We start from the raw sequence: 24,113 nt of genomic DNA, 5'->3' as shown, positions 1-24,113 counted from the left end.
CTGGAACGCTTCAGCCTAACGCCGCACGCAACGCGGCACAAACGAATGTTTCTGACGCGTATGTGAGCTTCATTCACGCATGCCGGCTTCAGATACCGCCCTGAACGTTGGCATTGTTCGCATGGCCCATGATGGCCGCGAAGTTGCCGATGACCGGCGATGCATACGTGACGGGAGGCGCATCGAGCGGCAGCGGCGCGGGGCCGGAATCCGTCGCACGGGGATAGACGGGCAGCGGCGGCGCGCTCTGGGCGCTGGACGCGACCGGAAACACCGGCCCGCCGAGAATGCCCACGCCGATGAACGGATGCGCGTAAGCCACCGTCGCGATGCCGAAGGTCAGCTTGGCCGCGAGGATGACTTTCTTGAGCATTTTCATTTTTTCTGCGCCGATCGTTTTCATGGTCCTCTCCTCACTGCTTGTTTGTTTGTCGATGAAGGGAGTCTGCTCCGCGAGAATGAGAGAAAAATGAGCGTGCGCAGGGAGTCGCGCTCGCGACGATGCGTTCTACACTGAACCTTTGTCGAATCCCCGGCCGCCTCGCCATGTCCAGCCGCTTCACCGCCATCGTGATCGCCCTCGGCGCCGCCGCGCTTTTCGGCGCCGCCACGCCCGTCGCCAAGATCCTGCTCGGCGGCGTGCCGCCGTTCATGGTCGCGGGATTGTTCTATCTGGGCAGCGGCATCGGCCTGAGCGGCGTCATCCTGTTGCGTTCAGGGGCCAATCATTCGAACGGATTGCGCGCCGGCGAGCTTCCCTGGCTCGCGGGAGCGATCGTCGCGGGCGGCGTCGCGGGTCCCGCGCTGCTGATGCTCGGGCTCACCAGCACGCCCGCCTCGACGAGCGCGCTGTTGCTCAATCTCGAAGGCGTGCTGACCGCCGCCATCGCGTGGCTCGTGTTCCGCGAGAACGTCGACCGGCAAGTGTTCCTCGGCATGGCGGCGATCGTCGCGGGCGGCGTCGTGCTCGCCTGGCAACCGGATGCAACGAGCGGCAGCGGCCTGCCGGGCGGCGCGTTGCTGATCGTGCTGGCGTGCGCGTGCTGGGCCATCGACAACAATCTGACGCGCAAGATCTCGGCTGCGGACGCCACGCTCATCGCGTGCGCGAAAGGGCTCGTCGCGGGCGTGACGAATCTCTGCATCGCGTTCGCGCTGGGCGCACGTCTGCCCGCGCCGGCGCCGCTGTTCGCCGCCATGGCGACCGGTTTCGCCGGCTATGGCGTGAGCCTCGTGATGTTCGTGATCGCGCTGCGGCACCTGGGCACGGCGCGCACGGGCGCGTACTTCTCCGTTGCGCCGGTGTTCGGCGTCGCGATCTCACTGGCCATCTGGCCGCATGCGCCGGGCGCGTTGTTCTGGATCGCCGCCGTGCTGATGGCGTTCGGCGTCTGGCTGCACGTGCGCGAACGTCACGAGCACGAACACACGCACGAGCCGCTCGCGCACACGCATCGTCACACACACGACGCGCATCATCGGCACGAGCACGACTTTCCCTACGACGGTGACGAGCCGCATACGCATCCGCACGCGCATCTTCCGATCACCCATACGCACGCACATTTTCCGGACGTGCATCACCGGCATGCACACGGCTAGCGCACCATTCACCACGAAGCAAGGAGACGCAGATGGAACGCCCGGACTACGCACAGGCCATCGCGCAATTGACTGGCGCGGCGGAATTGATCGCGGCAGACGCGCCCGCGGAGCAACGCGCGGAAGCGTTCGAAACGCTGGCGTATTTTCGCTTGCTGAAAGCGCGCGTGAATGACACCAAGGCGCCCGCCGTGTCGAACGACGAGCTCTTCAAGGACACCGCGACCGCCGCGCTCACCCTCGCGGGCCGCAAGGAGTTTCTCGCGGCGGCTGCATTGCTCGAACAGGCGCGCGGCCTGTTGCGCGGCTAGCGGTGAACGCTTCAGAACAGTTCCATTTCGAGCGGCATCAAGTTGATCCACTTGACGGCCGTGCGCCGCTCCACGCCGTCGTCATGAATCGACCGTATCATCACGCGCTGGCCGCGTGCCTCCCCGAGCACTTCGACGATCCTGTTCCGATAACGCGCAAGCATGCCGCGTGACGGCTTGCGCTTTGTGCTCTTGCGGAGGGAAACTGCGGGCATGGCAGATGACAGCGATTTATGACGGCCACATCATAACGACGCGAACGTCATCCCTCAATTACTCATCGTCCCCAAACGCGAACCGCCACACCATGCGCCGAATCACTGTCCGGACTTCGCCCGTTCATGGCCGGGGCGTCTTCGCCCTCGCCGATCTGTCGCCAGGCACTCTGCTGCTCGAATACAAAGGCCTGCGTGTTTCATGGAAGGAAGCGCAACGCGTGCATGCACGCTCGAGCCCCGAGGACGGCCACACATTCCTGTTCGGTCTCGACGACGGCAGCGTGATCGACGGTGCACGCGGCGGCAACTCGGCGCGCTGGCTCAATCACAGCTGCGCGCCGAACTGCGAGGCGGAGCAGGACGGCGAACGCGTGTTCATCCGCGCCATCTCGCCAATCGAGCGTGGTCAGGAATTGTTCATCGACTATCGTCTGACCGTCGATGGCCGCCGCACCGCAGCCGTCAAGCAACTCTATGCGTGCCGCTGTCTCGCGAGCGCTTGCCGCGGCACGATGCTGTCGCGCCCACGCTAGTCTCCGGCCGTCGGCGAAAGCTCCGGCGCATCCTGCTTGCCGCGTCATCCGTATGGAGTGAAGGCGAGCGGCGGAGCGCAAAGCGAAATGGAGACAGGGACTGAACGGCGGGCAGCAATGCTATATTGCGCGACATACCCAGCCTGGAGCGCAGCGCGGCCCTTTCTGCCCATGACGGACCCCTTTGCAGGCAGCACCGAACCTTCCGCCGATGCCGACCGCGAGCGCCGCGAACGCGCGAACCGGTTGCTCGTGAGCGTTGCCAGCGGCGACGAGCAGGCTTTCGCCGCGCTCTACCGGGACACGTCGGCGCGTGTGTTCGGCGTCATCGTGCGCATGGTGCATGATCGCGCCGAAGCGGAAGACATCCTGCAGGACGTCTATGCCAGCGCCTGGCGCCGCGCGGACACGTTCGATCCCGCGCGCGGCAGCGCCATCACGTGGCTCATCACGCTCGGACGCAATCGCACGATCGACCGGCTGCGTCAGCATCGCGAAGAACTGCTCGGCGACGATGAAACCCCTGAACTCGCCGACGAAGCGCCCACGCCCGCTGCCGCCGCGGAATGGAACGAAGAACGGCGTCGCCTCGAACTCTGTCTGGACCGGCTGGAAGCGCAACAGAAAAGCGCGATCCGTGAAGCCTTTTTCACCGGCGCAACCTATAGCGAACTCGCGCAGCGTCTCGCCGTGCCGCTCGGCACGATGAAGAGCTGGATCCGCCGCAGCCTGATGCAGCTCAAGACCTGCCTCGAACAATGAACACGCCCCTTCGCGACGACGACGATCTGCGCTGCGCCGAGTACGCACTCGGCGTGCTGGACGCGAACGAGCGCGCGGCGTTCGAAGCCGACGTGACGCGCGACGCCGCCCTGCAACGCCTGCTCGACGCATGGCAGCAACGGCTCGCGCCGCTCGCGCAGGATATCGGCCCGATTGAGCCGCCCGCGCGCGTCTGGACGCGCATCCGCCGCGACCTGGGCTTCCTGTCGCCGCAAGCGGACGTTGCCCAGGCGCCCGGCCAACGCTGGTGGGACAGCCTGAGCCTGTGGCGCTGGCTGACCATCGGCGCGAGCGTCGCCGCGCTCGTGCTGCTCGGCGTGAACTTCAACTGGACGCGCCAGACGACGCAGGCGCCAGCCACCACGGCCGCGTCGAGCGAGTACATGGTCGCGTCGATCGCGCCCAAGGACGGCGTCCCGCACTGGACGGCAACCGTCGACGTGCGGCGCGCACGCATGGTCGTGATACCCGCTGCGCGCGTCTCCCTGCCGGCGGGGCGCACGACGGAACTGTGGCTGATCCCGCCGAACGCCAAGCCGATCCCGCTCGGCGTGTTTCCGTCCGACCAGCCCGCGACCATGTCCTTGCCGCCCGAGATCATGGCGCAGCTGAATGCGCAGGCCGTGCTCGCCGTGTCCGACGAACCGTCGGGCGGTTCGCCCACGGGCGCGCCGACCGGTCCGGTGCTCGGCACTGGCGCCATGCATACAACCTGACGCGCTTTATTGCAGGGCGGGCGTGAGCGCAGCCGCGCTCCGCCGCGCGTCACGGCGTCACTGCGAAAGTCCCTTGCACGGGAGACGTCGACTTTTCGTTCGCCGGCGGCGAACCGCATCCAGACACGCGCGGCATCCGTATTGCTCAATGAGAGCATCGATATGGATTCGCCCATGCCCTTCATCGTCACACTCGTCATCGTGGTCGCCGGACTCGTGCTGGTCTTCGCGGCCGCATGGCTCCAGCAACTCCGCACCGAAAACGCCGGCATGGTCGATCCGGTGTGGGCCGCCACGCTCGGCATCGTCGCGCTGTTCATCGCCGCGAGCGCAACAGGTGCGCCACTCAATCGCGCGTGCGTCGCCTTGGGCGGCCTGCTGTGGGGCGGCCGCCTCGCGCTGCACCTGTGGCGCCGCAATCACGGCAAGCCTGAAGACCCGCGCTACCACGCATTCCGCGAACGCTGGGGCAAGCGCGCCGCACGCAACATGTTCTGGTTCTTCCAGTTGCAGGCCGTCATCTCGATGCTGCTCGCGGCCGCGTTCTTCGTGCCCGCCTATGCCGTCGAGCCGGCGAGCGCGGGGAACATCGTCGCGGCCATCGCGATCTGGATCGTCGCGGTCACGGGCGAAGCAGTTGCCGACAGGCAGCTAAAGCGTTTCGCCGCCGATCCGGCCCATCGCGGCAAGGTGTGCCAGGAAGGCTTGTGGCGTTACTCGCGTCATCCGAACTACTTCTTCGAATGCGTGCACTGGCTGGCGTACACGGCGCTTTCCATCGGGCTGCCGTGGGCGTGGGTCACGCTTGCTCCGCCTGTGCTGATGGCGTGGCTGCTGCTGAAGGTTTCGGGTATTCCGATTCTCGAAGCACGCCTGGCCGCGACGCGCGACGGCTATCGCGACTACATGCGCACCACGAGCGTGCTGGTGCCGTGGCCGCCGAAACGCGCCTGACAGAGCCTGACAAGGAGACCCCGACACGATGACCTCCACCGTCCCGGAATCGCGCACGCTTGCCAACGCCATGCCGGCGCTGGATGAAAACTGGATCCTCCGCGCCTGCGAGCGTGGCTGGGTTCCCGATGTGCTGATGCGCGCCGGCATGCGCGCGCTGATGCGCCGCCGTCTCGCCGACGAGCACGCCGACGATGCCGCCCTGCGCGAGCAGGCCTTCGAGCGCTTCGTGGGCGAACTGCGCGCAAGTCCGATCGCCATCGAAACGCAGGCGGCCAACGCACAGCACTACGAGTTGCCGGACGCCTTCTTCGAGGCGCATCTCGGCGCGCGCCTGAAGTACTCGTGCAGCTACTATCCGTGCGGCGATGAAACGCTGCTGCAGGCCGAACAGGCGATGCTCGAGCTCTACGCGGAGCGCGCCCGTCTCGCCGATGGCCAGCGCATTCTCGATCTCGGCTGCGGCTGGGGCGCGCTTGCGCTGTGGATCGCCGAACGCTATCCGCGCGCGCAAGTGGTGGCGCTCTCGAACTCGCACGGCCAGCGCGCGTTCATCGAAGCGCGGGCGCGCGAGCGCGGCGTCGGCAACCTGCGGGTGGTGACGGGCAATATCGTCGATTTCGAATTCGACTTCACACGCGGCGCGGACGCACCGTTCGACCGCATCCTGTCGATCGAGATGTTCGAGCACATGAAGAACTACGGGCGCCTGCTCGCCAAGATAGCAGGCTGGCTCAACGCCGACGGGCTGCTGTTCGTCCATCTGTTCGCGCATCGGACGCTTGCCTATCACTTCACGTCGCGCGACGGCAGCGACTGGATGTCGCGCTACTTCTTCACCGGCGGCACGATGCCGTCCGCGTCCCTGCTGCGGCATTTCGACGAGGATCTGCGCGTCACGCAGCAATGGTGGCTGGACGGCACGCACTATGAGCGCACCGCCAACCAGTGGCTCGCCGCCCTCGACGCCGCCCGTTCCCGCATCATGCCGATCCTGCGCGACGCCTATGGCGACGCCGCCGCCGTCTGGTTCCAGCGCTGGCGCATGTTCTACATGGCGGTCGCGGAACTGTTCGGCTACGCGCGCGGCGGCGAATGGGGCGTCGCGCACTATCTGCTCGAAAAACCTGTCGCGGAGGTCAGATCATGAAGCGTGCGCTCATTGTGGCGTTGATCGGAGTGGGCGTCGTCGCGGCCGTGGCCGCGTGCTCCAGTCCCCCGAATCCGAATCCGCGCGCGGATCAGCCGCTCCGCACCGTGCCTGTCGACTTGCCGCGCTACATGGGGCGCTGGTACGTCATCGCGAACATTCCCTACTTCGCCGAGCGCGATTACGTGGGCACGCATGTGGAGTGGTCGCTGCGGCCGGACGGCAAGATCGACGACGTCTTTCATGGTCGAAAGAATGGCTTCGAGGAAAAGGAAACGACGCACCATTTCGTCGACACGGTGAAGCCCGGCAGCAACGGCGGCGAATGGAGCGTGCAGCCGTTCTGGCCGGTGCACGTGACGCAGATGACGCTGTACGTGGACCCGGACTATCGCTACACGATTCTCGGCTATCCGAACAAGAAGCTCGGCTGGATCTTCTCCCGCGAGCCGACCATGAGCGACGACGTCTACCGTTCGCTGCTCGCCCGCCTCGACTCGATGGGCTACGACACCGCGCGCTTCCGGCGCGTGCCGCAATCGCCCGAGCAGATCGGGCAGCCAGGGTTTCAGAGCCCCGGCCAGCGCGACTAGCGCCGGATGCATCCGGACACGAAGCTGCTGCGTATCTTCCGCAAGAGCATTGCGCGCGAGGAGACCCGCAGCATGAAGCCATCGACAGAAGCAGGACAGCGCATCGCGGTGATCGGCGCGGGGATCGCCGGTCTCGCGAGCGCGTACCTGCTGGCGCGTGCGCATCGTGTGACGCTCTTTGAATCCGCCGACTATCTCGGCGGCCATTCGCATACCGTGGACGTGACGCTCGACGGCGAGCGGCATCCCGTCGATACGGGCTTTCTGGTGTTCAACGACCGCACCTATCCGAATCTCATCGCGCTGTTCGACGAATTGGGGGTCGCCGCGCACCGCACCGAGATGTCGTTTTCCGTGTCGCTCGATGGCGGACGCTTCGAATGGGCCGGCACGAACCTGAACACCGTCTTCGCGCAGCGACGCAATCTGTTCTCGCCGTCGTTCATCGGCATGTTGCGCGACATCCTGCGCTTCAACGCGTCCGCGCCGCGGCATCTGGAGCACGCCAGCGCCAACCGCTGCTCGGTCGGCGAACTGCTCGCCGAGCACGGTTACGGCGCGCCGTTCCAGCGCCGCTATCTGTTGCCGATGGCCGCTGCCATCTGGTCGAGCGCCGCCGGCGACGTCCTGCGCTTTCCCGCCGCCACCTTTTTGCGGTTTTGCCTCAATCACGCGCTGTTGCAGGTCAACGACCGGCCGCCATGGAAAACCGTGGCGGGCGGCGCGCGCGACTATGTGCGCCGCATCGCGGCCACGCTCGACGACGTGCGGACGAACACGCCGGTGCGCGGCGTGCGGCGCGATGACGAGGGCGTCGCGGTGATGACGGATGAAGGCGGTCCGGAGCGTTTCGATGCCGTCGTGCTCGCCACGCACGCGCCGACGAGCCTGCGCCTGCTCGACGACGCCTCTGCCGCCGAACGCGCGCTGCTCGGGGCAGTGCGTTACCGACGCAATGTGGCGATGCTGCATACGGATCCGGCGCTGCTGCCGCGCCGCCGCCGGGTGTGGTCGGCGTGGAATTATCTTGGCGGCGCACGCGCGCAAGACGCCGACGAACACGCCGCGCCGGTCTGCGTCAGCTATCTGCTCAACCAGCTGCAGCCGCTGCCTTTCAAGACGCCGTTGGTCGTCACGCTCAATCCCGTCGATGAACCCGCGCCCGGCACGATGCTCGGCTGCTACGACTACGAACATCCGCTGCTCGACCTCGCGGCCATCGACGCGCAAGCGCATCTCCCGACGCTGCAAGGCACGCGCCGCACGTGGTATGCGGGCGCCTGGACCGGCTATGGCTTCCACGAAGATGGGCTGAAGTCGGCGTTGCGCGTGGCCCGCGACTTCGGCGTGACGCCGGCCTGGGCGCAGCCATGACGACGGCTCGCCTGCTGACAGGCCGCGTGATGCACGAACGGCTGCGCCCCGCGCACCATCGTTTTGACTATCCGGTGTGTTACGTGGAATGCGACGTCGCCGGGCTCGACGCGCTGCAAAGCAGCTGGTTCGGCATCGACCGGACGCGGCTCTTTGCGCTGTTCACACGCGACCATGGTCCGCGCGACGGCAGCAATCTCGAACACTGGATGCGCGCGCGTCTGGCCGAGGCCGGCATTCCCGCCGATGGCGTCATCCGGCTGCTGACCATTCCGCGCGTGTTGGGCCGTGGCTTCAATCCGGTGAGCTTCTGGTTCTGCCATGATCGGGCGGGCGCGTTGCGCGCGCTCTACGCCGACGTGCGCAATACCTTCGGCGAGCGTCGCGGTTATCTGCTGAGCGCGCCGGATCATGCCGTCATCACGGCGGGCACCGAGCTGACGTGCCGCAAGACCCTGCATGTCTCGCCCTTCTGCGACGTCACCGGCGACTACACGTTCCGGGTGCGCCGGCGCGGCGCGCATCTTTCGCTGGCCATCGACTACCGCGACCCGGACGGCCTGCTGATCCGGACCGCACTGGGTCTCGATGCGCGGCCGCTCACCGCCGCGCTGGCATGGCGCACGCTGTTGCGTCAGCCGTTGCTCGCCGCCGGGGTCATCGTGCGGATTCATTGGCAGGCGCTCAGGCTCTGGCTCAAGCGCGTGCCTTTCCATGGCCGGCATCCGCCGAGTCAAGCCGATCCAAACCATACGAACGAATCCAACAACAAGGTCCGATCATGAATTTGCTGCGGTCATTCTCCGCGCAAACGGCCATGCCGTTCGCCGCACGGTGCTTTATGGGTCTGCTGCGGCGCATTCGCGTCGGCCATCTGGTGCTCGTGACGCCGGACGGCGACCGGTGCGTCTTCGGCGACCCGTTGATGCAGCCTGCCGCGCGACTCTACATTCATGACTGGCGCGCCTGCCGGGCGATCCTGCGCGCGGGCGACATCGGCTTTGCGCAGGCGTATCGCGATGGCTGGCTCGACACGCCGGACCCGTGCGCCGTGCTGCGCCTCGCGCTCCGCAACGAGGCGGCGCTGCAACGCACAGTGGTGGGCGGCGTGCTGGCGCAAGGGTGGAACACGCTGCGACACCGCCTGCGGCTGAACACGCGCGCCGGCAGCCGCCGCAACATCCACGCGCATTACGATCTCGGCAACGACTTCTACGCGCTCTGGCTCGACCCGACGATGACCTATTCGAGCGCCTGCTTCGAAGGCGACGCGCATCGTTCCCTCGCATCGGCGCAGGAGCGGAAGTACCAGCGCATTATCGAGACACTCGGCTTGCGCGCCGGGATGCAGGTGCTCGAAAGCGGTTGCGGCTGGGGCGGTTTCGCGCGGCACGCAGCGCGCCAGGGCATTCACGTGCATGGCGTAACGATTTCGCCCGCGCAACATGCCTGGGCGCTCGAACAGACCCAGCGCGAGGGTCTGACCGGTCTCGTCGAGTTCGAACTGCGCGACTACCGCGACCTGCACGGCCGCTATGACGCGATTGTCTCCATCGAGATGTTCGAGGCCGTGGGCGAAGCGTATTGGCCGGCCTACTTCCGCATGCTGCGACGCTGCCTGAAACCGGGCGCGCAGGCGCTGGTGCAGTCCATCACCATTGGCGATGCGCACTTTCCCGCGTACCGCGCCTCCAGCGATTTCATCCGCGAGAGCATCTTTCCCGGCGGCATGCTGCCCAGCCCGGAACGCTTCGTTCGCGCCGCGCGACGCGCGAAACTCCACGCACACGCCACACTCTCCTTCGGCCCGGACTACGCGCGCACGTTGCGCCACTGGCGCCGCGCGTTCGAAGCGCGCGCGGACGCGGTGCGCGCGCTGGGCTTCGACGAGGCGTTCATGCGCACCTGGCGCCTCTATCTTGCCTATTGCGAAGCGGGCTTCGACGAAGCCCGCACGGACGTCATGCACTTCGTGGTCTCGCACGGCACGTGACACGCCGCAGCGAGTCTGCTCGAGAGAAAAAACGGGCCCCGCGTGAGCAGGGGCCCAAACTCGAGACCACCTTTGTGTAGCGTGAGCTACGTGAAGTAGCATAAGCAGACCCGCGCCAAATGCACATTGGCAAATTCCGAAAGCGAGGCTGCCGATGGCGGAAACTTCAGAACGCCGCCGCCCGTGCCGATAAGACACAGAACAAAAATAACCGGCTTCGACGCCGACCGACACGATGACTTCCGATTCCTCCCAAGGCCCGCTCCAGGCCGCTTTCCTGCGTCACGAAGATTCCCTTGCGCCATCCGGACACGCGCTCGGCGAGGACGATCACGCGGTGTACCGCACGCTGCTGGAATCGACCAAGGCGATTCCCTGGAAGATCGACTGGGCGACCATGGCGTTCACCTATATCGGCCCGCAAATCGAGACGCTGCTCGGCTGGGCGCCGTCGACGTGGAAGACGGTCACCGACTGGGCCGAGCGCATGCATCCGGACGACCGTGAAGCCGTCGTCAACTTCTGCGTTGCGCAGTCTCAGGCGGGCACGGATCACGAAGCCGACTACCGCGCGCTCACTCGCGACGGCGGCTATGTCTGGCTGCGCGACGTCGTGCATGTCGTGCGCAAGGAGAATGGCGAGGTGGAAGCGCTGATCGGCTTCATGTTCGACATCAGCGAACGCAAGCGCACCGAGGAAAAGCTTGCGCAGATGCAGGCGGAACTGGAGCGTCTCTCGTTCAGCGACAGTCTCACGGGCGTCGGCAACCGCCGCCGCTTCGACGACGTGATGGCGCGCGAATGGCAAGCGGCCGGGGCGTCGGGCAAGCCGCTGTCGCTGGTGATGATCGACATCGACTTCTTCAAGTCATACAACGATTATTACGGCCACCTGCAAGGCGACGCGTGTCTGCAACGCATCGCGCGCGTGCTCGGCGAGGCGGCGGGTCCGCAGCATTTTCTTGGACGCTTCGGCGGCGAGGAGTTCGCGCTGATTCTCGCGGACACCGACGCCGAAACCGCGATGCGCATCGCCGAGCGCTGCCGCACGATGATCGCCGACGCAGCCATCCCGCACGTGCGCTCGCCGCACAACCAGCAGGTGACGGCGAGCTTTGGCGTTGGCACGGTGCTGCCGGGCGAACGCATCGACGTGCCCACGTTCATCAATCTGACCGACGCGCAGCTGTATCAGGCGAAGGACAATGGTCGCAATCGCATCGCGGCGGTGGATCGCGCCGGCATGCAGGGCGAGGGCTTCAAGGCGCAGTCGCGCTGATTAAGCCGGGTTTCAAACGCGCCCGGCTACCGGAATCGCCGCGCCCGTGATGCATTGCGCATCGAGCGACAACAGGAACGCAATCACCGCGCCGAGTTCGTCGGGCTTCACCCAGCGCGTGAAGTCGGCGTCGGGCATGTCGCGGCGATTGGGCACGGTATCGATGATCGACGGCAGCAAAGCATTCACCGTGATGCCGCGATCCTTGAGTTCTTCCGAAAGCGCTTCGGTCAGGCGGATCAGCGCCGCCTTCGACGCCGCATACGCGCCCATCCCCGCCCCCGCCTTCAGCGCCGCGAGCGCGCCGATATTGACGATGCGCCCGTGCTCCTGCGCGCTCAGGGCATCGAGCGCGGCCTTCGACGCGTTCAGCGCCGTCTTCACGTTGACATCGAACAGGGTTTGCCAGGTGTCGACGCTGCCGTCCGCGACGGTTTCCCAGCGGAACGCGCCGGCCACGTTCACGAGCGCATGCAGCGCGCCGGTCTGCTGCACGATGCGCTCGATGGCCTCGCGTGCCGACTGCGCATCCGCCAGGTCGATGCCGGTGATGCTGCATGCGTCGGCGAGTTCAGCCGGCAACGGTTGCGCGCTCGCGCTCTTGCCTATCAGCGCGATGCGCGCGCCGCGCCCGGCGAGCACGCGCGCCGTCGCGAGACCGAGGCTGCCGAAGCCGCCCGTGATGGCGACCGTCTTTCCTGCGAGGCTGTCCATGGCGAGTTCGCTCCGTTACACGTGATGAAACGTCACGAGCGGGCTTGCTGCGTCGCCCGCTGGACGGAGAATACCGCGGCCGCCGTGATCACGCCCATGACAAGCACGCCGAACATGCCGATCAGCACGGCCAGCGCGCGTCCGAGACCGGTGGTCGCGACCACGTCGCCATAGCCGATGGTCAACGCCGTCACGCCGCAGAAATACACCGTCTCCCCGAACGACGTTTTCAGGTGCGTGAGGGTATCGATGGGTGCGCCGAGGTAATGCATCGCGACGCAAAGCGCGACGAAGATCAGCAGGAAGGTCGTGAACAGCGAACGCAGATGCCAGAGCGCGCGCATGAATTCGATCGTCACGCGATGCGAATTGATCGTCTCTGACTTCAGAAGTTTCGTTATGCCGTTCATGGGGAGACCTGCACGATATGCGCGCGAGGCTCCCATCCTACTCGTGGACCGCATGTGTCCGTAAGACCCGTGCCTGCTTATTCAGACATAGCTGATTGAGTCTCTCCGGCAGCTTTCGCTTGCGTGTCGCTTCGCGTGATGCCGGCAAGCAACCACACCGCTGCCGCAACAATCAGCGCGCAGGCGCCGGCCACGCCGAGCGCAGCGGAGAACCCGCTCGCGAAACTCTCGCGCGCAATATGCACGACCATGGCCCCGGCCGTGCCGCCCAGGCTCGCGCCCGCGTGCGCAAGATCGCCCGCCAGCAGACGCGAGAGGAACGTGTCGTCGAGAACGGTGCGGGCATCGGCGAGCGCGAACGCGTGGGCATCGAGCGCGGCGTGCGTGCGCGTCGCCAGCACGGCGCCCAGCACGCCCACCGAGGTGACGATGGCGGTAAAGCGCGTCGTCGTGCTGATGCCCGACGCCATGCCGGTCCGGTTCGGCGGCACGCACGCCATGATCGCCTTCTGGGTATCGCCGTTGAGCACGCCCGCGCCGAGGCCGGTCACGATCATGCCGACCGCGATCAGCGCATAACTCGACAGGCCGGCGAACAGCGCTGTCAGCAGGTTGCCTGCGCCGATGGTCGCGAGGCCGAGCGACAGCAGCGTCATCGAGGGCACACGCCGGCTGAGCGCCGCGCCGATGTGCGGCCCGATCACCATGGCAATCGCAAACGGCAGCATGCCGATGCCCGCGCGCACCGCCGGCAGCCCGAACGCGTTTTGCAGATAGAGCGGCAGGAAGGTCATCATCACCTGCGCGCAGGCGGCGTAACCCGCCATCGCGAGCACGGCGGCGACGAAGCGCGGCTGGCGGAACAGCGTCAGGTCGATCATCGCGTGAGCGCGGGTGCGCTGCACGCGGACGAAGAGGACGAACAGCACCGCGCAGGCGGCGAGGCGGGATTCGGTGCGCCAGTCGGCCCAGCCGTCCGCTTGCGCGTCGATCAGCGCCCAGATGCCGAGCGCCAGCGCGGCGGCGAACAGCGCGCTTCCCGCCAGATCGAGCGGCCCGGCGTGCGGGTTGCGCGACTCGCGGATACCACGCCACGCGCAGGCCGCCAGCACCGCGCAGATCGGCAGGTTCATCAGGAAAATCCAGCGCCACCCCGCCCATTGCGTGATGACGCCGCCGACCAGCGGCGCAATCGTCGTCGACACGCCCATGCAGGTGCCCCACACGGCCCAGGCGCGGGCGCGCGCCGCGCCTTCGTGGAACGTGTTGGCGATGATCGCGAGCGCCGAGGTCAGCAGCATCGCGGCGCCGACGCCCTTCGCCGCGCGGGCGAGATTCAGCGCCGCCGCCGAGGGCGCGAGCCCGCAGCCAAGCGACGCGAGCATGAAGACGCCCAGCCCGGCAATCAGCATGGTCTTGCGGCCGACGCGGTCGGCCAGCGCGCCGGCCGGCAGCAGGCAGGCGGCGAACGCGACCATATAGGCGCTCACGACCCATTCGATGTCGGCGAAACCGGCGTGGAAATCGCGCGCAATGGAAGGCAGCGCCACCGCGACGACGTTGGTATCGAGCGTAATGAGCGCACAGGTCGCCGATGCGGTCAGCAGGACGAAACGGGGATTACGGATCGTGTCGGACATGGACGGTGCAGTGAGGCCAGATTCCCGACGATGCTAAAGGCGGCAGTGTTTCCTGTCATTGACATAGAATCTCGACTTAATTACTGAATTGTTAAATAGAAACATGGCTGTCGAATTGCGTCACGTGCGCTGTTTCCTGAGTGTTGCCCGGCATCTGCACTTTGCGCGCGCCGCCGAGGAACTCGGCATCGCGCCGCCCGCGCTCACCAAGCAGATCCAGGAAGCCGAGCGCCTGCTCGGCGCGAGGCTGTTTCACCGCACCAAGCGTTCGGTCGCGCTGACGGCCGCCGGCGAGGCTTATCTCGGCGAAGCCGAGAGTGCGCTGGCGCATCTCGCGCGCGGCGCCGAACGGGCCGCGCTCGCGGAACGCGGCGAACTGGGGCGGATCGTCGTCGGGTACGTGGGCTCGGCCGTCTACGCAGGCGTGCTGCCCGCCGCCGTGCGCGGGTTTCGCGAGCGCTTTCCGCTCGTGGAGATCGGCATCGAGGAGATCGTCATGCGCGAGGCGGGCGCGCTGCTGCTCGAAGGACGCATCGACGTCGCCTATGTGCGCCCGCCCGTGCCCTGGCCCGAAGGCGTGGATCTGCGCACGGTGCATCGCGATACCTTCCTCGTCGCCCTGCCCGCCGATTCGCCGCTCGCCGCCTTTTCCGTCATTGCGCCCGCGCAGTTGAAGGATCAGTCGTTCGTCGTGCCGGAACAGGAGTCCGGCACGCTCGACGTGGCGCGGCGCGGACGCTTCACGGCACGCGTCGTCGCCCAGCCGGGTACGCTCGCGGCCGTGCTCGCGCACGTGTCGCTCGGCGGCGACGTCGCGGTCGTGCCGCGCTCGCTGGCGCAATGCATGGTGGTGCCGGGTGTCGAGTATCGGGAGATCGCGGGCAAGCCGGTACCTTCCGAAGTCGCGATGATGTACAGGCGCTTTGAACGGGCGCCCGCCGTCAAGGCGTATCTGGACTTCACCGCTCAGCCGTAGCGGCTTGCTTCAGATGCGCGGCATGAGGTCGTCGAACGCCTGTTGGTAGGCTCGCGCGAGGGTCGCCGCGTGTTGGGCGAGGGCCTCGCGGTCGGACTTCAGGGCTTCCAGCATCGCGTCGCACAGGTCTTCGACAGGCTCGACGCCCACGTTGGCTTCGTCCCACGCGGACGCGTACGCCTGCTGCTTTTCGGCTTCTCCGTGACGGATGTTCATGCGCGGCAAGCCATACGCCATCGCGATGATGCGGCCATGCAGGCTGCTGCCCGCGTAGCCTTCGCTCAGCGCGATCAGCGCGCAGATATCCCACACATCCAGCGACGCGAAGATTTTCACCGTCCGGCAGTTCATATGGCGCACGGTCCGCTCATAGACCGCGAGTTCGTCGTGCCAAGGCGCCGCGCCCGCGCGGAACAACACGATGCCCCTGCCGCACGCCTCGGCCAGCCGGTCCAGTTGCCGGGCGATGCGGGCCAGCGTGGCGTCGTCGCCGAAATCCGCGCTGAACTGCACGGTGAGATAACCCTGCGGCAACGCGCCCCGCAGCGCGGCCACCTCGCCGCGCTTCGCGTGCGCCTGAATGCGCTCGTCAAAAAGCGCCGCGAGCAACGAAACCGGATCCGGAATGAGGCGCGCCTCGATGCCCGCCTGGCGCAAGGCGGCTTGCGTCTGCGCGTCGCGCACGGCGAGCGCATCGGCGCTGCGGAGCTTGTCGAGCACTTCAACGCGCAGGGCGGGCGCGAGCGCATCGAGCTTCACGCCGCCGACTGCATTGCAGACGATCGACGCGGCGTGCGGAAACGTCTCGCGCCCGACCACGTAGGGCGCGCAAGCGTCGATGCCGAGCATGGAGCGCACCCACGCGCGACGCTCGTCGTCCCGCGCTTCGAAGCGCGCGATGCAGCGCTGCGTGTCGCCCGCCTCCGTCAGCATGACGGCGGCCTGCCAGGCGTCGCAGGTGAGCAGCTCGCCGCCGGCGTGAATCACGGTCACGGGCTCGTCGCGCCAGCGCGCGGCTACCTCGGCGAGCGCCGTCACGCTGTGACCGCCGCAGTCACGCAGATCGCGCTGTGCGAGTCCGGCGAACACGAGTTCCATTGCGGGCATGCGCTGCGTCAGCAGCCGCGCGACGACATGGGCGAACAGCATGTCGCCGGCGTTGTGACGATCGAAGGCGCCGAACAGAATGGCTCGTTTCATGGTCCTGTCGATGGGAGCATCCCGGATGCCAGGCGCTCACGTACGCCTAACTCTCGACACGCACACTGCCCTCACACGTTGCATGACAGAGGGAATCATGAAGATCGAACCGACAGCCGTCGCCGCGGGATCCTTGCTCGCCGAACCGTCGAATCGCGAAGTCCAGCCCGATGAAACGACGCGCGAAACTTCCCCTCCGGCGGGTGCGATGCGCTACGAAGACCTGCTGCCCTGGCTGCTCCTGCCGATGGCCGGTGCATACTGAAGCGCTCGCTTCATACACGATGGCGCTGCCTGCCAACTCCCCCCACGAACACCGTCGCGCACGAATGACGCAAAAAGCCAGGCGGAGCGTCTCACCGACGCCCCGCCTGGCTTCTCTCATTCGCCCGCTCCAGCCGGCGTCAGCTCGTCACGCGCGTGATCCCGCCGCTCGACAACAGCCGGACCCGTTCTCCGGCATAGAACGTCTGGCCATCGGCCGCCTGCGTGATCGCGCGCAGCTCGCCGTTATCCAGACGCACGGTGATTTCCAGCCCCTTCTCCTGTTCCACGCGGTTCTCGACCTTGTCGCCCGCGACCGCGCCCGCAATGCCGCCGATCACCCCCGCCAGCAGCGACCCGTGCCCTTCGCCGATCGCGCTGCCCGCCACCGCGCCGAGCGCGCCGCCGCCGAGCGCGCCGAGCAAGCCCGTGTGGCCATCGTTATTGTCGATGGTCACGCCGCGCACGCTTTCCACGGTCGCCATCCGCACTGTCTGTTCGCGCTGGGTCTGCATGCTGTCGTAGATATCGGCGGAACTGCCCATCGAGGCGCAACCGCTCATCCCCACGGTGCACACCAGCGCCATTGCACACACTGCGATAGTCGACTTGTTCATTTCCCACTCCTCACTCAGGCAATGTCTTGTTGGGATCGGCCCGTGTCGTGAAGCCCCGGTGCCATGGAAGATATCCTAAGGACGCTGAATGAGTTGCAAATGAGGCCACGCGCCGCGCTTGACCTGCTTGATTGAAGCGCTTATACAGGACACTCATTGCCCGCGACCGGAGTCTTTAATGAAAAGAACCGCGATTCCCCTCGTGCTTTGCGCAGCGGCCCTCGCCGCCTGCTCCACCGACAGCGCCGCGCCGCCGCCGCCCGGCACCGTCACCACCACCTTCTCCTCCGGCGGCGTCTACAAGGGCTCGCTGGCGGGCAGCGCCGCCGAGGCCACGCTCCTGATGCTCTTCGACGGCACCGCGTATCTTTTCTACGGCGGCGCGGGCGGCACGGGTCTCGCCGGCGTCGCGGTGGCCGCGCACGGCACCCAGACCAGCGACGGACGTTTCACCAGTTCCTCGGCGTTCGACTATCGGCTGGGCACGCAGGCGGCGTCGCCCGTCACCTTCAACGCGGATTTCGCGCATGCGCCCTCGGTCAACGGCAACGTAGTGAACCGTGACGGCAGCGCAAGCCTTGTCTACGCGGCGCGCGCCATACCGATCCTCGATGTCGCCCCGACCCGCGCCAACGCGGGCGGCCTCTACAGCGGGCGCGGCATGTCGCTCGGCGGAGCGACGCAGACCCGCATCACCGTCGCCGGCGACGGCTATCTCGCCGGCACGACCACCAGCGGCTGCATCTTCCGAGGCACGACCGCACCCCATGAGGGCGCGAATGCCTATGACGTCTCGGTGACCTTCGGCCCCGCGCCCTGCCCGTTGCCGGACGCCACCGTGACCGGCAATGCGATTCTCGACGGCGCGCGGCTGCTGGTCGCGTTGCCGAGCCCGGACCGCTCGGACGTGTTTCTCTTCGACGGCCGGAAATAGAGGCCGCAGGCGTCGCTCACCGTTCGAACGAGCGATGGGTTTCAGCAGTGAGTTTCACCGCAGGCAGCGTCGTGGCGTTCGCGTCCAGTTGCTTCCAGGCTGCGCGCTCCGGCGAGAGTAGTCGTGATGTTCAAGGCACCATCCAAAAGCTGTTTTCGCTTTGCATGGATCCGGCCGATGGCGCAGGACGCCGAAGCCGGTCGACAACATCCAGGAGACAACCCGATGAACGCAACGCTCAAGCTCGTGCCGTCCGCCGTCGCCGCCCTGTTCGCCTGCCTGCCGCTCGCGCACGCGGCGCAGGACAACGTCAATGCGCTGTCCAATTTCCGTCAGACCGGCACGTCGGCGCCGGCGGAAACCATTCCCCAGTCCGGCCAGACCGCCGACGCGCTGCGCAAGAACCTCGAACAGATCAAGCTGCCGCCCGGCTTCAAGATCGAGCTGTACGCGGTGGTGCCGGAAGCGCGCGCGATGGCGATCGAGCCGTCGACGGGCGTTGTGTTCGTCGGCACGCGCAAGAACCGCGTGTGGCAGGTCACTGACCGGACGCATCAGCGCGTGGCCAGCGATGTCGCCCAGTTCGCGTCATCGGTGACGTTCAAGGTGCCCAACGGCGTGTGTTTCTCGCCCGACGGCGTGCTTTACGTGGTCGAGCAGAACCGGGTGCTTGGCTTTCCCGCGGCGCAGTTCTTCGGCGAAGGCGGACCGGACGTCGCGGCGGCGGTGGTCGTCCCGCAAGGCAAGCTCATCCCGACGCAGTTCGAAAGCTTCAATCACGGCGCCCGCTACTGCCGCGTGGGCCCTGACAAGAAGCTGTACATCGCGCTCGGCCAGCCGTGGAACGTGCCGCCGAAGGACAAGCTCGCCGACCTCGACCGCAACGGACTGGCCGGCATCATCCGCCTGGATCAGGACGGCAAGAACCGCGAAACCTATGCGCATGGCGTGCGGAATTCGGTCGGTCTTGACTTCAACCCGAAGGACAAGACGCTATGGTTCACGGACAACCAGGTCGATGGCATGGGCGACGACATTCCGCCCGGCGAACTCAATCACGCGACCAAGGCGGGCGAAACCTTCGGTTTCCCGTGGTATGGCGGCGGCAAGGTCCGCACGGTGGAGTACAAGGATCAGAATCCGCCGGCGGGCGTCGTGTTTCCGCAGGTCGAGTTCGCGGCGCATGCCGCCGACCTCGGCATGTCGTTCTACAACGGCAAGATGTTCCCGCAGAAGTACCAGGGCGGCATCTTCGATGCCGAGCACGGCTCCTGGAACCGCACCAAGCCGATCGGCGCGCGCATCATGTTCGTTCCGATCAAGGACGACGGCACGGCGGGCGAGGCGGAAGTCTTCGCGGAAGGCTGGCTCACGCCGAGCGGCGAGTACATGGGCCGTCCGGTCGACGTGCAAACGCTGCAGGACGGCTCGCTGCTCGTGTCGGACGACTATGCGGGCGCGATCTACCGCATCTCCTACACGGGTGCGAAGTGAACCGGGCGCCGAGGGCCGCGTTGCTGGCAGGCGTACTGATGGCGCTTTCGCATCCGTCGTTCGCCGCTGGCGACATCAAGGCGGGACGCGCGAAGGCGGCGCAGTGCGCGGCGTGCCATGGGATCGACGGCATGTCGAAGCTGCCCGAGGCGCCGAACCTCGCGGGCCAGACCGAGGAATATCTCGTGAAGGCGCTCAATGACTTTCGGTCAGGCGAGCGCAAGAACGAGATGATGACGATGATGGCCAAGCCCTTGTCCGACGCGGACGTGGCCAATCTCGCGGCCTATTACCACAGTCTCGGAAAGCCCTGACGGCCGCTTCCGCCGAAATTTTTCTCGCTTGGGGGTTGACGTGAGTACTTAAGGGTTTATACTTACCCCTGTCTCCTCCATGTCTCAACCGATGTGGATTCAAGCCCGCTCACTGAAGCGGGCTTTTTTTTCGCCTGCGTTTGGCCTGCGCGTCGGGGGCCTCGTACATCGCCTCGGCGCCTTGATCCAGATCCACGCGATCCCCTCGCGAAACACTCATTCCGCAAAATCGAACGATTTGACATATTGAGATAGTTAAGCATTTCATGGTTTCAGGGATGAGATGTACGCCGGACGGTCAAGAGCAATGATATCGATCGTTCGGTAATTCGAAAATCGAGTCTCGTATTTCCCGATCGAACTCCACATTTGCGCATACGCCGTTCAACGCACGCTGAAACTCCGCTTGCGGAAGAAAAAGTTCCGTCTTTATGCTTGTCATGCGCGTGACAGACACTTCTGCTTGCGCAAAACGTCTTGCCGCATAATCCGTAAATACGGTGACCACAAGTCATGTCGGCATGTAATTCACTCTCGGCATTGCTCTGGAGTTTTGGAAACCAATGAAGAACCTGCTTCCTCAAATCATAAAAGCTGCATCGCTATTCGGTCTGATTACGCTCAATCTGACTGCCAGTGGCAGCGTACCCGTGTTGAATGTCGAGAACGATCCCTGGTTTTACGGCGGCGGGGCATTCGATAATCTGTCTGCTTATAGTGGCGTGCCCGCTGTCACCAATAATTATTCGTGGACGTCCGCGGACAATTCGAAAACCATCAGCTACGCGATGACGACCGGTCATCAGCTTGTTACGGTGGCAGGCAAGACCAACAACATTTCGGCGGCCATGGCGTATCGCGCCTATACGCAGTCCGGCCCAAGCATTCCCGCCAATCGCCCAGTGACGTTTGTTTATAATGGCGGCCCCGGCAGTGCCTTTGCTTATCTTCAGTCAGCGTATGCGCCTCAAGCACCGGTTCTGACCATGCCGAATCAGAGCACCGGTCCTTTTTCGGTGGCAAATAACTGGTACGACAACAACCCGAACAGCATCATCAATGACACGGATCTGGTATTCATCGACCCAGTAGGAACCACCTATTCGACAGCCATTGCGCCTGCACAAAATCAGAATTTCTGGAATTCCGATGTCGACGGCAGATCCATCGCGGCATTTATCAGCTCTTATCTGACTGCGACCGGCAGAACGAATGCACCGGTTTATCTGATGGGGGAATCATACGGAACAGCTCGCTCCGCGATTACCGCGAACATTCTCGTGAATCAGTACCCTCAGATCGATCTGAAAGGTGTTGTGCTTCTCAGTGCCATTCTGAGTGGAACGAACGCTCTCTTCTCCATGACCGGCATGCTTCCGACCCTCGCGGCCGACGCCTATGCCAATAACAGGGTCAACTGGTCGGCACTCGGGGTCAATCCCGCATCGCCACCCTCGCTTACGGATTATCTCGCTCAAGTCGAGGCCTATGCGAATTCAACGATTCTGCCATTCGAAACGGCGACTCGTCTGCCGCAGGTTCTCTCGTACTTTTATTCTCTGCTTGGCGTCGATCTGGGCGTGATTAATTGGGTAAACCTTACCACCGCCCAGCAATCCCTGCTCGCCAACATGACTTCCGGCGCTTTTTCGACGAACGGCGTTCTGAATACGGCGGAGCTTGCGAATCAGATCGTCGCATTGCAAAACAAGGCGCCAGTCAATGTGGCTGGAGCCATCTCTGACTATCAAAATCTGATTGCCCAGCTCAACCTCGCTCATTCGACGCGTACGAATCTCACGTATCCCGATAACATCAAGTCCAGTGTCGCAGCGTATGCGGGAATCGACCCGTCGATGGTCTCATCAACATCCAGCGCCAGGAGCGCTGTGACGGGTTCCGCGTATCACAATAGTCTCGGTCAGGTCGTGTATCTCGGCCAGTACGATGGCCGCGTCACGTCGACAACGGCACCTGATCAGACCCAATTTGGCAACGACGATCCGACCATTCGGATGATCGACCCAATCGTCAGCTGGAGTTGGTCCAACCTCAATACGCTGGGCGGATACAACCCGAACGCGCTTAATACCACAAGCCTTTCGAACAGCGCCATCTTTCCTCTGTGGGATTGGACTCATGTACAGCCTGATAGTCAGATCACCTATTCCGAGGAGACTTCCGATGCCATCAAGGATCTCCGCTCCGCAATGACGATCAAGCCGAATCTCCGTGTGTATCAGGGGAATGGCTATTTCGATTCAGTCACGCCCTTTTACTCCACCACGCTGACGTATGCGCAGAACTTCGCCGATACCCAAGGTCAGGCGCTTCTGCAACGAGTAACGTTCCAGAATTTCGCTTCCGGACACATGCTTTATTCGACGCCTTCCGTTGGAACCGCGATGAAGGCGCAACTCGACGCGTTCTATTCCGCAAACTGATTTCCATGAAATCCGTGGCCTCGATCAACACTCGTTGTCGAGGCCGCTTTCTCGAAGAAGGTTTTCGATGCGCTACAGACTTTTCGCTCTCGTTTCAATCGCCTGTCTATTGGCGGTTGCTGTCTTTGTGATCAGGAACGCCCATCAATCGGCGCCGAGCCAGGCTGCGGTCCCGATCCAGCCGCAAACCTCGACAGGCCAGGTCAGGGAAGCCGTCATCCCGAACCCGTCCGCAGAAGAGCGTTCCGAAGAGGCCAAGTCCAGACTCGCCGATCAGGCCGCCGCCGATTTCAAAAGCGCGCTGGTAGCCAAGTACGGCAGTTCGGTGCTTCAGCGCTGATCGCAAAAAGCGCCTGCCTCGGCACCCAACAGGCTGCCGAGGCGGCTTGGAAACTCCCAGGCTCTCCGGCCTCGATTCTTGATAGTTGCTTGTTGGTCTCCCCAGCGCGTCCTTCACGGCGGTTTTGGGGTTCCTGCACCGCGACTGGCCCCGGTCGCGGCTTATCCACAGATCGGGTGGACAACTCGTTGGATATCGTTGTTATTACTTCCTCAACCCGTTGATTCCAAACTACTTACAAGCGACGCCCGGCAAACGCGCCCCGTGCACGCGCCGGACTCAGTCAGCGGCAGGCAGACACGACGCAAGCATCGCGTCGATCCGCTTCGCCTCCATGCTGAAAAGCGATTGCGGCGTAAAGGCGTTCAATTCGTCGGAGGCGGAGCGCGGCAATGCCGTCGCGATGGTGGCCGTCGCGACGAGCGCGACGATCATCGACAGTAACCAGAAGAAAGCGGCCATTGCGCACCTCGTCAGATGAGTCTCTTCGAATCCGCGCTTGCAGGTCAGCGCGTGATGTGAAGAGTACGGTCATGGGGCGCGGCGCACGACCCCACGGACGAGGGGACTTGAAGGAGGGTTTACGGGCGAAGCTTCGGCGAGGCAACGGTCGATACGTCCTGAGCCTGCGCAGCGGCTTCCTGCGCGCGCATCGCGCGGACAAAGCCTTCGCGTTCGCTCAAACGCTTCCAGTAGTCCGCGATGGGCGGACCAAAGCGCTCGCTCAAGCCGATGAGCTCGGCCAGCATCAGCGCGTAACCCACGGAGATATCGGCGGCCGTGAAACGCCCGGCGCACAGCCAGGGCTGCTTTTCCAGCAACGGCGCCAGCGTGCGAAGGCGCGCGTGGAACCAGCGCGCGTAATCCTCGACGATCTGCGGCTGCCTGCGCTCCGGCGGCTCCAGATGCGTATAGCGCAAGACGAGCGTCTGGGGAAACGTCAGCGTGGCCTCACCGAAATGCAGGAAGTTGAGATAGCGGCCGAAGTCGCGCTCATAAGAAGCGACATCCAGCACGCCAGGCGAATGACGCGCGGCCAGATACTGGCAGATCGCCGCCGACTCGGTCATGAAAACGCCCTCGTCTTCGAGCGCCGGAATCGTGCCGAGCGGATTCACTTCCATAAATGCGCGCGCCAGCACGCGCGGCGGAAACGGCAACATCTTCAGTTCGTAGGGCACGCCGATTTCTTCCAGCGCCCACAGCGGCCGGAACGACCGCGCGCTCACGCAATGATGCAGCTTGATCATGTGCGCTCCA

28 protein-coding genes are annotated in these 24,113 nt (G+C 65.0%); 19 read left to right on the top strand and 9 right to left on the bottom strand.

All coding sequences use genetic code 11. From position 1 onward, the window contains the following. Nucleotides 1-88 precede the first annotated feature (88 nt). Nucleotides 89-403 (bottom strand): hypothetical protein, encoded by a 315-nt coding sequence (locus QCE64_RS20585; protein WP_309932941.1) that lies wholly within the window; start codon nt 401-403, stop codon nt 89-91. A 143-nt stretch (nt 404-546) separates the two neighbouring features. Between QCE64_RS20585 and QCE64_RS20580 the strand changes: the two genes are divergently transcribed. Continuing rightward, a complete protein-coding gene (locus QCE64_RS20580; protein ID WP_310005940.1) occupies nt 547-1,602 on the top strand; it encodes a DMT family transporter in 1,056 nt (351 codons plus the stop codon). 32 nt (nt 1,603-1,634) lie between these two features. Beyond that, nucleotides 1,635-1,913, top strand: coding sequence for a hypothetical protein (locus QCE64_RS20575; RefSeq protein WP_310005938.1), 279 nt, complete (start codon nt 1,635-1,637; stop codon nt 1,911-1,913). 11 nt (nt 1,914-1,924) lie between these two features. Here QCE64_RS20575 and QCE64_RS20570 read toward each other — a convergent pair whose 3' ends face one another. Further along, the gene (locus QCE64_RS20570) at nt 1,925-2,128 is read right to left on the bottom strand and encodes a hypothetical protein (RefSeq protein ID WP_309923031.1); all 204 of its coding nucleotides are present in this window, start codon (nt 2,126-2,128) and stop codon (nt 1,925-1,927) included. 92 nt (nt 2,129-2,220) lie between these two features. Between QCE64_RS20570 and QCE64_RS20565 the strand changes: the two genes are divergently transcribed. The 10 genes from QCE64_RS20565 to QCE64_RS20520 all read left to right on the top strand — a co-directional run bounded on the left by QCE64_RS20565 (nt 2,221) and on the right by QCE64_RS20520 (nt 11,506). Further along, nucleotides 2,221-2,664: an SET domain-containing protein gene (locus tag QCE64_RS20565; RefSeq protein ID WP_309923029.1), complete on the top strand. Its 444-nt coding sequence runs from the start codon at nt 2,221-2,223 to the stop codon at nt 2,662-2,664. A 171-nt stretch (nt 2,665-2,835) separates the two neighbouring features. After that, the gene (locus QCE64_RS20560) at nt 2,836-3,426 is read left to right on the top strand and encodes a sigma-70 family RNA polymerase sigma factor (protein ID WP_310005936.1); all 591 of its coding nucleotides are present in this window, start codon (nt 2,836-2,838) and stop codon (nt 3,424-3,426) included. Next, the gene (locus tag QCE64_RS20555) at nt 3,423-4,163 is read left to right on the top strand and encodes an anti-sigma factor domain-containing protein (RefSeq protein WP_309923026.1); all 741 of its coding nucleotides are present in this window, start codon (nt 3,423-3,425) and stop codon (nt 4,161-4,163) included. The genes QCE64_RS20560 and QCE64_RS20555 overlap by 4 nt, the downstream gene beginning before the upstream one ends. 174 nt (nt 4,164-4,337) lie before the next feature. Then, entirely contained in the window at nt 4,338-5,117 is a 780-nt protein-coding gene (locus tag QCE64_RS20550; RefSeq protein WP_310005934.1) for a DUF1295 domain-containing protein, read from the top strand. A gap of 28 nt (nt 5,118-5,145) precedes the next feature. After that, nucleotides 5,146-6,267, top strand: coding sequence for a cyclopropane-fatty-acyl-phospholipid synthase family protein (locus QCE64_RS20545; RefSeq protein WP_310005933.1), 1,122 nt, complete (start codon nt 5,146-5,148; stop codon nt 6,265-6,267). Next, the gene (locus QCE64_RS20540) at nt 6,264-6,860 is read left to right on the top strand and encodes a lipocalin family protein (protein ID WP_309923021.1); all 597 of its coding nucleotides are present in this window, start codon (nt 6,264-6,266) and stop codon (nt 6,858-6,860) included. Before QCE64_RS20545 ends, QCE64_RS20540 begins: the two co-directional genes overlap by 4 nt. A gap of 72 nt (nt 6,861-6,932) precedes the next feature. Continuing rightward, on the top strand, nt 6,933-8,234 hold the full coding sequence (locus QCE64_RS20535; RefSeq protein WP_310005931.1) for an FAD-dependent oxidoreductase: 1,302 nt from the start codon (nt 6,933-6,935) through the stop codon (nt 8,232-8,234). Next, on the top strand, nt 8,231-9,019 hold the full coding sequence (locus tag QCE64_RS20530; RefSeq protein ID WP_310005929.1) for a DUF1365 domain-containing protein: 789 nt from the start codon (nt 8,231-8,233) through the stop codon (nt 9,017-9,019). Before QCE64_RS20535 ends, QCE64_RS20530 begins: the two co-directional genes overlap by 4 nt. Continuing rightward, nucleotides 9,016-10,227 carry a cyclopropane-fatty-acyl-phospholipid synthase family protein gene (locus tag QCE64_RS20525; protein WP_309923014.1) on the top strand — a complete coding sequence of 404 codons (1,212 nt, stop codon included), beginning with the start codon at nt 9,016-9,018 and terminating at the stop codon, nt 10,225-10,227. The genes QCE64_RS20530 and QCE64_RS20525 overlap by 4 nt, the downstream gene beginning before the upstream one ends. Nucleotides 10,228-10,462: 235 nt before the next feature. Next, nucleotides 10,463-11,506: a sensor domain-containing diguanylate cyclase gene (locus QCE64_RS20520; RefSeq protein WP_309923012.1), complete on the top strand. Its 1,044-nt coding sequence runs from the start codon at nt 10,463-10,465 to the stop codon at nt 11,504-11,506. A gap of 12 nt (nt 11,507-11,518) precedes the next feature. On the opposite strand, the gene QCE64_RS20515 is transcribed toward QCE64_RS20520, so the two are convergent. The 3 genes from QCE64_RS20515 to QCE64_RS20505 all read right to left on the bottom strand — a co-directional run bounded on the left by QCE64_RS20515 (nt 11,519) and on the right by QCE64_RS20505 (nt 14,270). Continuing rightward, on the bottom strand, nt 11,519-12,220 hold the full coding sequence (locus tag QCE64_RS20515) for an SDR family NAD(P)-dependent oxidoreductase (protein ID WP_310005927.1): 702 nt from the start codon (nt 12,218-12,220) through the stop codon (nt 11,519-11,521). A 32-nt stretch (nt 12,221-12,252) separates the two neighbouring features. After that, nucleotides 12,253-12,630, bottom strand: a complete 378-nt coding sequence (locus QCE64_RS20510; protein WP_309932917.1) for a potassium channel family protein — start codon at nt 12,628-12,630, stop codon at nt 12,253-12,255. Between the two features lie 77 nt (nt 12,631-12,707). Continuing rightward, entirely contained in the window at nt 12,708-14,270 is a 1,563-nt protein-coding gene (locus QCE64_RS20505; protein ID WP_310005925.1) for an MFS transporter, read from the bottom strand. A 103-nt stretch (nt 14,271-14,373) separates the two neighbouring features. Between QCE64_RS20505 and QCE64_RS20500 the strand changes: the two genes are divergently transcribed. Continuing rightward, nucleotides 14,374-15,246 (top strand): LysR family transcriptional regulator, encoded by an 873-nt coding sequence (locus QCE64_RS20500; protein WP_309932912.1) that lies wholly within the window; start codon nt 14,374-14,376, stop codon nt 15,244-15,246. 9 nt (nt 15,247-15,255) lie between these two features. Here the strand turns inward: QCE64_RS20500 and QCE64_RS20495 are convergent, their stop codons facing one another. After that, nucleotides 15,256-16,446: a polysaccharide pyruvyl transferase family protein gene (locus tag QCE64_RS20495; RefSeq protein ID WP_310005923.1), complete on the bottom strand. Its 1,191-nt coding sequence runs from the start codon at nt 16,444-16,446 to the stop codon at nt 15,256-15,258. 97 nt (nt 16,447-16,543) lie between these two features. Here QCE64_RS20495 and QCE64_RS20490 point away from each other — a divergent pair, with 97 nt between their 5' ends. Beyond that, nucleotides 16,544-16,711: a hypothetical protein gene (locus QCE64_RS20490; RefSeq protein WP_310005921.1), complete on the top strand. Its 168-nt coding sequence runs from the start codon at nt 16,544-16,546 to the stop codon at nt 16,709-16,711. A 139-nt stretch (nt 16,712-16,850) separates the two neighbouring features. Here QCE64_RS20490 and QCE64_RS20485 read toward each other — a convergent pair whose 3' ends face one another. Further along, nucleotides 16,851-17,327 carry a glycine zipper 2TM domain-containing protein gene (locus tag QCE64_RS20485; RefSeq protein WP_309932908.1) on the bottom strand — a complete coding sequence of 159 codons (477 nt, stop codon included), beginning with the start codon at nt 17,325-17,327 and terminating at the stop codon, nt 16,851-16,853. A 178-nt stretch (nt 17,328-17,505) separates the two neighbouring features. On the opposite strand from QCE64_RS20485, the gene QCE64_RS20480 reads away from it, so the two are divergent. From QCE64_RS20480 to QCE64_RS20460, 5 genes are all read left to right on the top strand, one after another. Next, on the top strand, nt 17,506-18,261 hold the full coding sequence (locus QCE64_RS20480; RefSeq protein ID WP_309932906.1) for a hypothetical protein: 756 nt from the start codon (nt 17,506-17,508) through the stop codon (nt 18,259-18,261). 225 nt (nt 18,262-18,486) lie between these two features. After that, entirely contained in the window at nt 18,487-19,755 is a 1,269-nt protein-coding gene (locus QCE64_RS20475) for a PQQ-dependent sugar dehydrogenase (protein ID WP_309922994.1), read from the top strand. 38 nt (nt 19,756-19,793) lie between these two features. Further along, nucleotides 19,794-20,069 carry a cytochrome c gene (locus tag QCE64_RS20470; RefSeq protein ID WP_309925246.1) on the top strand — a complete coding sequence of 92 codons (276 nt, stop codon included), beginning with the start codon at nt 19,794-19,796 and terminating at the stop codon, nt 20,067-20,069. Between the two features lie 563 nt (nt 20,070-20,632). Beyond that, nucleotides 20,633-22,513 carry a hypothetical protein gene (locus QCE64_RS20465; RefSeq protein WP_310005919.1) on the top strand — a complete coding sequence of 627 codons (1,881 nt, stop codon included), beginning with the start codon at nt 20,633-20,635 and terminating at the stop codon, nt 22,511-22,513. A 67-nt stretch (nt 22,514-22,580) separates the two neighbouring features. Further along, nucleotides 22,581-22,853, top strand: coding sequence for a hypothetical protein (locus tag QCE64_RS20460; protein ID WP_309932903.1), 273 nt, complete (start codon nt 22,581-22,583; stop codon nt 22,851-22,853). 279 nt (nt 22,854-23,132) lie between these two features. Here the strand turns inward: QCE64_RS20460 and QCE64_RS20455 are convergent, their stop codons facing one another. Both QCE64_RS20455 and QCE64_RS20450 read right to left on the bottom strand, forming a co-directional pair. Beyond that, a complete protein-coding gene (locus tag QCE64_RS20455; RefSeq protein ID WP_310005917.1) occupies nt 23,133-23,288 on the bottom strand; it encodes a hypothetical protein in 156 nt (51 codons plus the stop codon). 146 nt (nt 23,289-23,434) lie between these two features. Next, nucleotides 23,435-24,103: a glutathione S-transferase family protein gene (locus QCE64_RS20450; RefSeq protein WP_310005915.1), complete on the bottom strand. Its 669-nt coding sequence runs from the start codon at nt 24,101-24,103 to the stop codon at nt 23,435-23,437. Nucleotides 24,104-24,113 lie beyond the last annotated feature (10 nt).

This window comes from Caballeronia sp. LZ043 (assembly GCF_031451075.1).
GTDB lineage: Bacteria > Pseudomonadota > Gammaproteobacteria > Burkholderiales > Burkholderiaceae > Caballeronia.
This window is presented reverse-complemented; position numbering and strand designations above follow the sequence as displayed.

Bases quoted from the DNA above. Each gene is read 5' to 3' on its own strand.
- QCE64_RS20585 (WP_309932941.1), bottom strand. From the start codon at position 403: ATGAAAACGATCGGCGCAGAAAAAATGAAAATGCTCAAGAAAGTCATC.
- QCE64_RS20580 (WP_310005940.1), top strand. From the start codon at position 547: ATGTCCAGCCGCTTCACCGCCATCGTGATCGCCCTCGGCGCCGCCGCG.
- QCE64_RS20575 (WP_310005938.1), top strand. From the start codon at position 1,635: ATGGAACGCCCGGACTACGCACAGGCCATCGCGCAATTGACTGGCGCG.
- QCE64_RS20570 (WP_309923031.1), bottom strand. From the start codon at position 2,128: ATGCCCGCAGTTTCCCTCCGCAAGAGCACAAAGCGCAAGCCGTCACGC.
- QCE64_RS20565 (WP_309923029.1), top strand. From the start codon at position 2,221: ATGCGCCGAATCACTGTCCGGACTTCGCCCGTTCATGGCCGGGGCGTC.
- QCE64_RS20560 (WP_310005936.1), top strand. From the start codon at position 2,836: ATGACGGACCCCTTTGCAGGCAGCACCGAACCTTCCGCCGATGCCGAC.
- QCE64_RS20555 (WP_309923026.1), top strand. From the start codon at position 3,423: ATGAACACGCCCCTTCGCGACGACGACGATCTGCGCTGCGCCGAGTAC.
- QCE64_RS20550 (WP_310005934.1), top strand. From the start codon at position 4,338: ATGCCCTTCATCGTCACACTCGTCATCGTGGTCGCCGGACTCGTGCTG.
- QCE64_RS20545 (WP_310005933.1), top strand. From the start codon at position 5,146: ATGACCTCCACCGTCCCGGAATCGCGCACGCTTGCCAACGCCATGCCG.
- QCE64_RS20540 (WP_309923021.1), top strand. From the start codon at position 6,264: ATGAAGCGTGCGCTCATTGTGGCGTTGATCGGAGTGGGCGTCGTCGCG.
- QCE64_RS20535 (WP_310005931.1), top strand. From the start codon at position 6,933: ATGAAGCCATCGACAGAAGCAGGACAGCGCATCGCGGTGATCGGCGCG.
- QCE64_RS20530 (WP_310005929.1), top strand. From the start codon at position 8,231: ATGACGACGGCTCGCCTGCTGACAGGCCGCGTGATGCACGAACGGCTG.
- QCE64_RS20525 (WP_309923014.1), top strand. From the start codon at position 9,016: ATGAATTTGCTGCGGTCATTCTCCGCGCAAACGGCCATGCCGTTCGCC.
- QCE64_RS20520 (WP_309923012.1), top strand. From the start codon at position 10,463: ATGACTTCCGATTCCTCCCAAGGCCCGCTCCAGGCCGCTTTCCTGCGT.
- QCE64_RS20515 (WP_310005927.1), bottom strand. From the start codon at position 12,220: ATGGACAGCCTCGCAGGAAAGACGGTCGCCATCACGGGCGGCTTCGGC.
- QCE64_RS20510 (WP_309932917.1), bottom strand. From the start codon at position 12,630: ATGAACGGCATAACGAAACTTCTGAAGTCAGAGACGATCAATTCGCAT.
- QCE64_RS20505 (WP_310005925.1), bottom strand. From the start codon at position 14,270: ATGTCCGACACGATCCGTAATCCCCGTTTCGTCCTGCTGACCGCATCG.
- QCE64_RS20500 (WP_309932912.1), top strand. From the start codon at position 14,374: ATGGCTGTCGAATTGCGTCACGTGCGCTGTTTCCTGAGTGTTGCCCGG.
- QCE64_RS20495 (WP_310005923.1), bottom strand. From the start codon at position 16,446: ATGAAACGAGCCATTCTGTTCGGCGCCTTCGATCGTCACAACGCCGGC.
- QCE64_RS20490 (WP_310005921.1), top strand. From the start codon at position 16,544: ATGAAGATCGAACCGACAGCCGTCGCCGCGGGATCCTTGCTCGCCGAA.
- QCE64_RS20485 (WP_309932908.1), bottom strand. From the start codon at position 17,327: ATGAACAAGTCGACTATCGCAGTGTGTGCAATGGCGCTGGTGTGCACC.
- QCE64_RS20480 (WP_309932906.1), top strand. From the start codon at position 17,506: ATGAAAAGAACCGCGATTCCCCTCGTGCTTTGCGCAGCGGCCCTCGCC.
- QCE64_RS20475 (WP_309922994.1), top strand. From the start codon at position 18,487: ATGAACGCAACGCTCAAGCTCGTGCCGTCCGCCGTCGCCGCCCTGTTC.
- QCE64_RS20470 (WP_309925246.1), top strand. From the start codon at position 19,794: ATGGCGCTTTCGCATCCGTCGTTCGCCGCTGGCGACATCAAGGCGGGA.
- QCE64_RS20465 (WP_310005919.1), top strand. From the start codon at position 20,633: ATGAAGAACCTGCTTCCTCAAATCATAAAAGCTGCATCGCTATTCGGT.
- QCE64_RS20460 (WP_309932903.1), top strand. From the start codon at position 22,581: ATGCGCTACAGACTTTTCGCTCTCGTTTCAATCGCCTGTCTATTGGCG.
- QCE64_RS20455 (WP_310005917.1), bottom strand. From the start codon at position 23,288: ATGATCGTCGCGCTCGTCGCGACGGCCACCATCGCGACGGCATTGCCG.
- QCE64_RS20450 (WP_310005915.1), bottom strand. From the start codon at position 24,103: ATGATCAAGCTGCATCATTGCGTGAGCGCGCGGTCGTTCCGGCCGCTG.